Annotated in this window: 8 protein-coding genes; 3 read left to right on the top strand and 5 right to left on the bottom strand. The window is 69.6% G+C overall.

Annotated features, from left to right (window positions below):
* Positions 1 to 108: 108 nt before the first annotated feature.
* Both I73_RS33410 and I73_RS33405 read right to left on the bottom strand, forming a co-directional pair.
* A complete protein-coding gene (locus I73_RS33410) occupies positions 109 to 276 on the bottom strand; it encodes a hypothetical protein (protein WP_022982991.1) in 168 nt (55 codons plus the stop codon).
* A gap of 51 nt (positions 277 to 327) precedes the next feature.
* On the bottom strand, positions 328 to 489 hold the full coding sequence (locus tag I73_RS33405; RefSeq protein ID WP_022982990.1) for a hypothetical protein: 162 nt from the start codon (positions 487 to 489) through the stop codon (positions 328 to 330).
* Positions 490 to 728: 239 nt separating this feature from the next.
* On the opposite strand from I73_RS33405, the gene uvrA reads away from it, so the two are divergent.
* Entirely contained in the window at positions 729 to 3,668 is a 2,940-nt protein-coding gene (gene uvrA / locus I73_RS30365) for an excinuclease ABC subunit UvrA (protein ID WP_022982989.1), read from the top strand.
* Between the two features lie 106 nt (positions 3,669 to 3,774).
* On the opposite strand, the gene I73_RS24220 is transcribed toward uvrA, so the two are convergent.
* Entirely contained in the window at positions 3,775 to 4,182 is a 408-nt protein-coding gene (locus I73_RS24220) for an SWIB/MDM2 domain-containing protein (protein ID WP_022982988.1), read from the bottom strand.
* A gap of 262 nt (positions 4,183 to 4,444) precedes the next feature.
* Between I73_RS24220 and I73_RS24215 the strand changes: the two genes are divergently transcribed.
* Entirely contained in the window at positions 4,445 to 4,798 is a 354-nt protein-coding gene (locus I73_RS24215; RefSeq protein WP_026097161.1) for a phage holin family protein, read from the top strand.
* Between the two features lie 18 nt (positions 4,799 to 4,816).
* On the opposite strand, the gene I73_RS24210 is transcribed toward I73_RS24215, so the two are convergent.
* Positions 4,817 to 6,403, bottom strand: a complete 1,587-nt coding sequence (locus I73_RS24210) for a M48 family metalloprotease (protein ID WP_022982986.1) — start codon at positions 6,401 to 6,403, stop codon at positions 4,817 to 4,819.
* A gap of 135 nt (positions 6,404 to 6,538) precedes the next feature.
* Between I73_RS24210 and moaC the strand changes: the two genes are divergently transcribed.
* The gene (gene moaC, locus I73_RS24205; protein ID WP_022982985.1) at positions 6,539 to 7,027 is read left to right on the top strand and encodes a cyclic pyranopterin monophosphate synthase MoaC; all 489 of its coding nucleotides are present in this window, start codon (positions 6,539 to 6,541) and stop codon (positions 7,025 to 7,027) included.
* A 21-nt stretch (positions 7,028 to 7,048) separates the two neighbouring features.
* On the opposite strand, the gene I73_RS24200 is transcribed toward moaC, so the two are convergent.
* Positions 7,049 to 8,722: PglL family O-oligosaccharyltransferase (locus tag I73_RS24200; RefSeq protein ID WP_022982984.1), on the bottom strand; the 1,674-nt coding region annotated here is incomplete at its 5' end.

The following is an 8,722-nucleotide window of genomic DNA, read 5'->3' as shown; positions in this document are numbered from 1 at the left end:
CAGGCGCAGGATGCGGCGTTCGCCACGCTCGTTGGTGCGTGCCAGGCGCACCACGCCCGAGCGCACCGTGTAGGCGTCCAGGCCGGCCTGCTGCATGCGGTAGAGAGATTACCCGGGCGCCAGCCGGATCTCGGCGATCTGGCCGTGGATGTGCTCCAGCGCCGCCTCGTGCAGGGAGCCGAACAGGGCGAAGCGACGCGCCCGGCATTCCGCGCACAGGCGGGCCTGGGGGTTGTAGAACGCCGGTTGGAGAGGGATGATTTCGGGCGCGCTCATGGGCCCGAGTATGCCCCGCGCGCCTGGGCTTTCATTCGCGGGAGGAGGAGATCAGCGCTTCTGATCGGCCTTTTGCAGGCGGGCGTGGCTGCGGGGGTTGCCCAGCGCGGCCATCCAGAAGGGTTCGGACTTGTGGGCCTTGTCGGCCAGGGGTTCGAAGCTGTCGCACTGGCTGCGCGAGGGCGACTTGGGCGGTTGGGCGGATTTCTGCATGGCGGTCAGGGTGGGTTGCGGTCTGCCGGGCCTCTTTTCTGCTCACAGTCGGGGGTCGGTCAATTCTTCTAACGCGACAGGTCCCAGACAGGATGACACAGGCAAACCCGGATGTGCAACAAATGCTCACATCTGGGGCCGCCCGCCCGGGGGTCTCTGCGGCACCGGGGCCACAGTCCGTGTCGGCGGCTCTGGTTGGCCGCGCTGGTTATCATGACGGGTTGCCTGCAGGACCGCCCATGTCGTCCGTCTCCACGAATCTGAATTCCCCGGCCACCGCCGTCTCCCCGGTGGCCGCCGCCACCCGGATCTCGGTGCGCGGCGCCCGCACCCACAATCTCAAGAACATCGACCTGGACCTGCCCAAGCATGCCCTGGTGGTGATCACCGGCCTGTCGGGCTCCGGCAAGTCCAGCCTGGCCTTCGACACCCTGTACGCCGAAGGCCAGCGCCGTTATGTGGAGAGCCTGTCGGCCTACGCCCGCCAGTTCCTGCAGCTGATGGACAAGCCTGACGTGGACGTCATCGAGGGCCTGTCGCCCGCGATCTCCATCGAGCAGAAGGCCACCAGCCACAACCCGCGTTCCACCGTGGGCACGGTGACCGAGATCCACGACTACCTGCGCCTGCTCTATGCCCGCGCCGGCACGCCCTTCTGCCCGGACCACGGCCAGCCGCTGTCGGCCCAGAGCGTCAGCCAGATGGTCGACGCGGTGCTGGCCCTGCCCGAGGGCACCCGGCTGATGGTGCTGGCGCCGGTGGTGCGCGACCGCAAGGGCGAGTTCACCGAGCTGTTCCAGGACATGCAGGCCCAGGGCTATGTGCGCTTCCGGGTGGACGGCGTGATCGTCGAGGCCCTGAACCTGCCCGCCCTGAAAAAGGCCGAGAAGCACGACATCGACGTGGTGATCGACCGCCTGAAGACCGGCGAGGGCATGAAGCAGCGCCTGGCCGAGAGCTTCGAGGCGGCGCTGCGCATCGCCGACGGCCGGGCCATCGGCTACGAGATGGACAGCGGGGCCGAGCACCTGTTCTCGGCCAAGTTCGCCTGCCCCATCTGCAGCTACTCGCTGCCCGAGCTGGAACCGCGCCTGTTCTCCTTCAACTCGCCGGTGGGCGCCTGCCCGCACTGCGACGGCCTGGGGGTGCAGACCCTGTTCGACCCGGAGCGGGTGGTGGCCTTCCCCAGCCTGGCGCTGGGCTCGGGCGCCATCAAGGGCTGGGACCGCCGCAACGCCTACACCTTCTCGCTGCTGGAGAGCGTGGCGGCGCACTATGGGGTGGACGTCGAGCTGCCCTTCGAGGAGCTGCCCGAGGCCTTCCGCCGCGTGGTGCTCTACGGCTCGGGCGAGGAGGAGATCGAGTTCACCTACGAGGCCGAGGGCCGGGGCGGCAAGATGCGCAGCGTCAAGCGCAGCCACCCCTTCGAGGGCGTGATCCCCAACTTCGAGCGGCGCTTCCGCGAGACCGATTCGGCCGCCGTGCGCGAGGACCTGGCCCGTTACCAGAGTGCCAAGCCCTGCCAGCACTGCGGTGGCGCCCGGCTGCGGCGCGAGGCCCGCAACGTCTTCCTGCCCGGCACCGTGGCCGAACGCGGTCAGCCCATCTACGAGGTGGAGCACATGACCCTGGCCCAGGCCCTGGCCTGGTTCGAGCGCCTGGCGCTCGAGGGCGCCAAGGCCGAGATCGCCGACAAGGTCGTGCGCGAGATCCGCTCGCGGCTGAAGTTCCTCAACGACGTGGGCCTGAACTACCTGAGCCTGGACCGCAGTGCCGACACCCTGAGTGGCGGCGAGGCCCAGCGCATCCGCCTGGCCAGCCAGATCGGCTCGGGCCTGACGGGGGTGATGTACGTGCTGGACGAGCCCAGCATCGGCCTGCACCAGCGCGACAACGAGCGCCTGATCGGCACCTTGAAGCACCTGCGCGACCTGGGCAACAGCGTGCTGGTGGTGGAGCACGACGAGGACATGATCCGCGCGGCCGACTGGTGCGTGGACATGGGCCCGGGCGCCGGCACGCATGGCGGCCAGGTGATGTCGCAAGGCACGCCGGCGCAGATCGCGGCCGACCCCGATTCGCTGACCGGCCAGTACCTGGGCCGGGTGCTGCGCATCGCCGTGCCGGCCGAGCGCCGCCAGCCCATGCTGGACGAGCAGGGCCAGCCGCGCATGCTGCGCGTGGTCAATGCGCGGGGCAACAACCTCCAGGGCGCGACGGTGCAGATCCCGGTGGGCCTGTTCACCTGTGTGACCGGGGTGTCGGGCTCCGGCAAGAGCACGCTGGTCAACGACACGCTCTATGCCGCGGTGGCGCGCAAGCTCTACAACAGCCACGCCGAGCCCGAGGCGCACGACGCCATCGAGGGCCTGGAGGCCTTCGACAAGGTCATCAACGTGGACCAGAGTCCCATCGGCCGCACCCCGCGCAGCAACCCGGCCACCTACACCGGCCTGTTCACGCCCATCCGCGAGCTGTTCGCCGAGGTGCCCGCGGCGCGCGAGCGCGGCTACGGTGCGGGCCGCTTCAGCTTCAACGTCGCCGCAGGCTCCGGCGGTGGCCGCTGCGAGGCCTGCCAGGGCGACGGCGTCATCAAGGTGGAGATGCACTTCCTGCCCGACGTCTACGTGCCCTGCGATGTCTGCCAGGGCAAGCGCTACAACCGCGAGACGCTGGAGATCCTCTACAAGGGCAAGAACATCGCCGAGGTGCTGGGCCTGACGGTGGAGGACGCGCACGCCTTCTTCAGCGCCGTGCCCGCCATCGCCCGCAAGCTGCAGACCCTGCTGGACGTGGGTCTGGGCTACATCACCCTGGGCCAGAGCGCGACCACGCTGTCCGGCGGCGAGGCGCAGCGCGTCAAGCTGGCGCAGGAGCTCTCCAAGCGCGACACCGGCCGCACGCTCTACATCCTGGACGAGCCCACCACCGGCCTGCACTTCCAGGACATCCAGCTGCTGCTCAAGGTGCTCAACCAGCTGCGCGACGCGGGCAACACCATCGTCGTCATCGAGCACAACCTCGACGTCATCAAGACCGCCGACTGGCTGGTCGACATGGGCCCCGAGGGCGGGGCCGGTGGCGGCACGCTGCTGGCCGAGGGCCCGCCCGAGGTCATCGCCGCCTGCGCGGCCAGCCACACCGGGCGCTTCCTCAAGCCCTTGCTGGACGAGCGCTGATCGGCCCAACCCCGCGCACGGGGTTGCGCACTCAGCGCGGGGCATGAAAAAAGCCGGCACAAGGCCGGCTTCTCGAGTGGGCTGACGGGCACCAGGCCCGCCGGCATCACTTCAGGTGGCTGTTGATCAGCTTGGTCATCTCGAACATCGAGACCTGGGCCTTCTTGAAGATTTCCTTCAGCTTGGCGTCGGCGTTGATCATGGTCTTTTGTGCAGCGTCCTGCAGACCGTGCTTCTTGATGTACTCCCAGACCTTCTTGGTCACCTCGGTGCGCGGCAGGGCCTTGTCACCGATGATGGCGGCCAGCAGCGGGCTGGGGGTCATCTCCTTCATGAAGGCGGCGTTGGGGGTGCGCTTCTTGGCCGGAGCGGCCGCCTTCTTGGCGGGCGCAGCCTTCTTCGCAGCCGGAGCCGCAGCCTTCTTGGCCGGAGCGGCCGCCTTCTTCGCGGGGGCTGCAGCCTTCTTGGCCGGCGCCGCCTTCTTGGCCGGAGCCGCCTTCTTCGCAGTTGCCATTTGGAATCTCTCCATCAAAGAAATGTTGATGTGCCGGGCGCGGGCGACAGCTGCATGAACTCTCGCTTCTCTGCATATCCGCAGCGGAGCCAATGGTAATGCCTGCACAGGGGGCTGAGAAGCCGTTTTCCCTCGTAAAACCCCCCGCGCTCCCTCTGAAACGGCGTTTTTTTGCCGCCCAGCAACGCAGGAGGGGCGCATTCGCGGTTTGCAGGGCTCGCGCGGCACAATCGGCGCATCCCTTCCTCGGAGGCCGAGCTTGATCAAACTCCTTGTTCGCTGGGTGCTGCTGGCCGCAGCACTGGGCCTGGTGGCCAATCTCTACAGCGGGGTGATGGTGGCCAGTTTCGGCAGCGCGATGATTGCGGCGCTGGTGCTGGGCCTGTTCAACACGCTGGTGCGGCCGCTGCTGGTGCTGCTGACCCTGCCGGTCACGCTGCTCACGCTGGGCCTGTTCCTCTTCGTGATCAACGCGCTGATGTTTTACTGGGCCGCCGGTCTGCTCGATGGCTTCGGGGTCACCGGCTTCGGTGCGGCCCTGGTGGGCTCGTTGCTGTACAGCCTGTGCGGCGTGGTCATCGACATCGCGATGGAGCGGCTGTTTCCCCAGGATTGAGCCGGTGCCTGCGCCGCTTCAGTTCTTGTCCTCGTCCTGCTCGCGGCGCTTCTCGGCCTCCATCTCGCGCAGGCGGGACTGGATGACGGCCGCTTCCACGTAGTCCGCGTTCGGGTCTTCCTTGGCCAGGCGCTGGGCCGTGCGGAAACGGTCCACGGCGCCCGGCGTGTCGCCCTGGGTGGCGGCCACTTCGGCCGCCGCGCGCAGCGAGCGCAGCCGCAGGCCCTGGGCCTCCGCGCAGGATGACAAGGCCTGCCAGGCCAGGGTGTCGTTCTTGTGCTCGGTGACCCAGGTCTGCAGGGCTTCCATGGACCGGCGCACCTCGGCCGGTGCGGCGGCGTCACCCGCGCGCTGCCAGGCCAGGGCCGCGTCGGCGCGGGCCAGCAGCACCGGGCGCGAGTCGTCCTTGGCCAGCGGGGCCAGCGCGGTGGCCAGGGGCTGGTCGGGCCGGTTCATCGCCACCTCGATCTCCAGGTCCAGCAGGTGCAGGTCGCGCACGGCCGCGGTCTCGTCTGCGAAGTGCTCACGCGCCAGGGCCAGGGCGCTGTCGGCGATGCGGCGGGCCTGGTCGAAGTCGCGCAGCTTCATCGAAGCCAGTGCGCCCGCGTACAGCGTGCCCAGTCGGGCGGTGTCGATGGCCGGTGAGCCTGGCTGGGCCTGCTGCTGCAGCCGCCGCAGCGACATCTCGGTCGTGTCCATCAGCACCCGCGCGCGCGCCTGCATCAGCGCATGCATGGCCACGCTGGGCGGACGGTGCGAGGGCGAGTCGTTCATGCGCAGGCGGGCGTCGCTGATGCGCTCGATCGTCAGCGGATGGCTGCGCAGATAGGGGTACTGGTTGCTGTCGTTCAGGCGCGAGCTGGCTTCGAGTTTCTGGAACATCTGCGCCATGCCCGAGGAGGCGAAGCCCGCATGCTCCATCAGCTGCAGGCCGATGTGGTCGGCCTCGCGTTCCATCTCGCGCGAGAAGTTCAGCTGGCCCTGGATGGCCGCCGCCTGGCTGCCCATGACCACCGCATTGGCGGCATCCACGTTGCGGCTGCGCGTGGCGGCGATCAGGCCCAGCACCAAGCCGGCCATGGACAGCATGCTCTGGCGCTTCTGCGCCGCCATGCTGCGCGCGATGTGCCGCTGCACGACGTGGGTGAGTTCGTGGCCCAGCACCGAAGCCAGTTCGTCGCTGCTGCCGGTCATCGCGATCAGGCCCAGGTGCACGCCCACGTAGCCGCCGGGCAGGGCGAAGGCGTTGATCGTCTTCTCGCGCACCTCGAAGGTCTCCCAGGCGAAGAGCCGGGCGCGGTCGGGCTCCAGATAGCCGGCGTCCTGGGCGGCCTGCACCAGCGGTTGCCAGATCGACCGGATGTAGTCGCTGAGCACCGGGTCGTCCAGGTAGTCTGGGTCCTGGCGGATCTCCATCATGATCCGCTCGCCCAGCCGGTTCTCGGCATTGATGTCCAGATCCTCGGACACCGAATCGCCCAGCGCGGGCAGGTTGACCTGGGCCTGGGCCACGGGGGCCGCAGCGGTGGTCAGGGCTGCGGCCAAGGCCAGGGTCAGGCCACTGGAGCGCAGCGGGCGCCGCGCCGTGAGAGCGTGCTTCGACAAATCCGGTTCCTTCGGGGCGGAGCCCCCGATCCTTCTCAGACCGGCGTGCACCGCAAGAGTTCGGCTCGCTATCATCGCACCCCCGGCCCAGCCCAGGGTGGTGTCCGCGTTTCTCTTCTTTGCACAGGCCCGCCGATGACCCAGCCCCTCACCCATTTCGACGCCGAAGGCCAGGCCCACATGGTGGACGTGGCGGCCAAGAGCGAGACCCACCGCGTGGCCCGCGCCTGCGGCAGCATCCGCATGCTGCCCGCCACCCTGGCCCTGGTGGCCAGCGGCACGGCCAAGAAGGGCGACGTGCTGGGCATTGCCCGCATCGCCGCCATCCAGGCCAGCAAGCGCACCGCCGATCTGGTGCCGCTGTGCCACCCGCTGCCGCTCACCCGCGTGGCGGTGGAGTTCGCACTCGATGAAGCGGCCTGCGCCGTGCACATCACCGTGCAGGCCGAAACCCTGGGCCGCACCGGCGTCGAGATGGAAGCCCTGACCGCCGTGCAGGTGGGCCTGCTGACCATCTACGACATGCTCAAGGCCGTGGACCGCGGCATGGTGATGGGCGACATCCGCCTGCTGGAGAAGCGCGGCGGCAAGAGCGGACACTGGGTGGCCGGCGATCCGGCCTGAGCGCCACCGCGTGCCTTCGGCTCAGTCCTTGGCCGGCATGAAGCCGCGCCAGGGCACCACCTGGGCAGGGGCCTCGCACTGGAAGGGGCGCGGGGTCTGCGTCTCGTCGTCGCAGACGGCGAAGAAGTCGTCGGCCGCCGGGTTGCGGAATTCGCGCAGGCGCTGGGCCAGCGTGCGCGCCTCGTTCGGGTGGCCGGAGCCATCCAGGGCCCGCGCCCAGGCCATCATCAGGCGGGTGTCCAGCAGGGCGTGCGTGGCCGTTTCGAAGGCCCCCAGCGCCTGCGCGGGCGGCTCGGTGGTGGTGGCCAGCGCGTAATCGGCCTGGTAGCCGAAGAAGACGCTGTGCTGGCCGTCACGGATGCGCTGGGCCAGCGAGGTGGTGGCATTGCCGGGCTGGTAGATCAGCACCACGCGGTAGAAATCCTGCAGTGCGAACAGGGCACCCGCCGTCATCAGCGCGCCCGCGATGCGCGACGCCCAGGCCGTGGGCGGGGTGACGGACAGCACCGCGGGCCGCACCTGCGGCGGGCGGCGCAACGCATGGCCCAGGGCCCAGGCCGTGGGCAGCAGGAAATAGGCATACCACAGCGGGTACTCCAACAGACTGTGCAGGCCGGCCAGCAGCACCATCAGCAGGGCCGCGCGGGCCGGCACGCCCGCCCCGGCCGGCTGGGCGCGGCTGCGGCGCAGCGCCAACACCAGCGTGCCCAGCAGCAACAGGGCCAGCACCGCGGCCACCGGCAGGCCCAGCTCCACCGCAAACTGCAGCAACAGGTTGTGGGTGTGGTCGAAGAAGGCCACCGGCCGGTCGGGGAAGGACGTCAGCGTCCAGGCGAAGTTGAACTCGCCCCAGCCCACGCCCGTCCAGGGCTGGGCCGCGATCAACGACACCGTGTTCTTCCAGATGGCGCCACGCGAGGACGACAAATCCTTCTCGGCCAGCCGGGCCTCGCCGCCAAAGACATGGCTGCTTTCGCGCGCCCAGCCCGCCATGCCCGCCCAGCACAGACCGTAGACCACCGGCACCAGCACCAGAGCGATGCGCGTGCGGCGCGACAGGCCCTTGTCCAGCAGGCCCCAGCCGGCCAACAAGAGCGTGGCCACCATGCCGGTGCGCGAGGCGGTGAGGACGACGGCCTCGATCATCAGCACCCCCAACACCAAGGCCAGGCCGCGGTGCAGGCGCAGGCCCCACACCCGCCCGGCCTCGGCCAGCGGCACCAGCGCGATCAGGCCGAAGAGGATCAGGGTGCTGAGGTGGTTGGGCTGGCGCAGATTGCCCACCGCCCGGCCCGGCAAGCCGGAGCGGGCGATCCACTCGCCGTCGGTCCACTGAGGCGCGAAGACCTGCAGCAGCGCAATGACACTGCTGAGCACACCGGCCAGCAGCAGGGCGGCCAGCACGGGCTGCAGCAGCGGGCCACCGGGCTCATCGTCCCGCGCCGTGTCCTGCGGCCAGCGTGCCTGTGCGGCCCACAGCACCGTGCCGGAGCAGACCATCATCGCGATGGCCGACAGCGCCAGCGACGAGGGCAGGCCGCTGTGCCAGGACCAGAGCGCCTCGACCACCAGCACCGCCAGCACCACCAAGGGCATGGCCACCGCACTCCAGGCCCCCCGCCCCGGCCGCACCGGCAGGCAGGCGATCAACGCGCCCCATCCGCCCACGGCCAGCAACTGGTTGAGCAGCGTGGT

The sequence above is a fragment of the Ideonella sp. B508-1 genome, from assembly GCF_000333615.1.
Classification (GTDB): Bacteria; Pseudomonadota; Gammaproteobacteria; order Burkholderiales; family Burkholderiaceae_C; genus Ideonella.
This window is presented reverse-complemented; position numbering and strand designations above follow the sequence as displayed.

Coding starts and splice junctions, on each gene's coding strand:
- I73_RS33410 (WP_022982991.1), bottom strand. CDS start 276: ATGAGCGCGCCCGAAATCATCCCTCTCCAACCGGCGTTCTACAACCCC.
- I73_RS33405 (WP_022982990.1), bottom strand. CDS start 489: ATGCAGAAATCCGCCCAACCGCCCAAGTCGCCCTCGCGCAGCCAGTGC.
- uvrA (WP_022982989.1), top strand. CDS start 729: ATGTCGTCCGTCTCCACGAATCTGAATTCCCCGGCCACCGCCGTCTCC.
- I73_RS24220 (WP_022982988.1), bottom strand. CDS start 4,182: ATGGCAACTGCGAAGAAGGCGGCTCCGGCCAAGAAGGCGGCGCCGGCC.
- moaC (WP_022982985.1), top strand. CDS start 6,539: ATGACCCAGCCCCTCACCCATTTCGACGCCGAAGGCCAGGCCCACATG.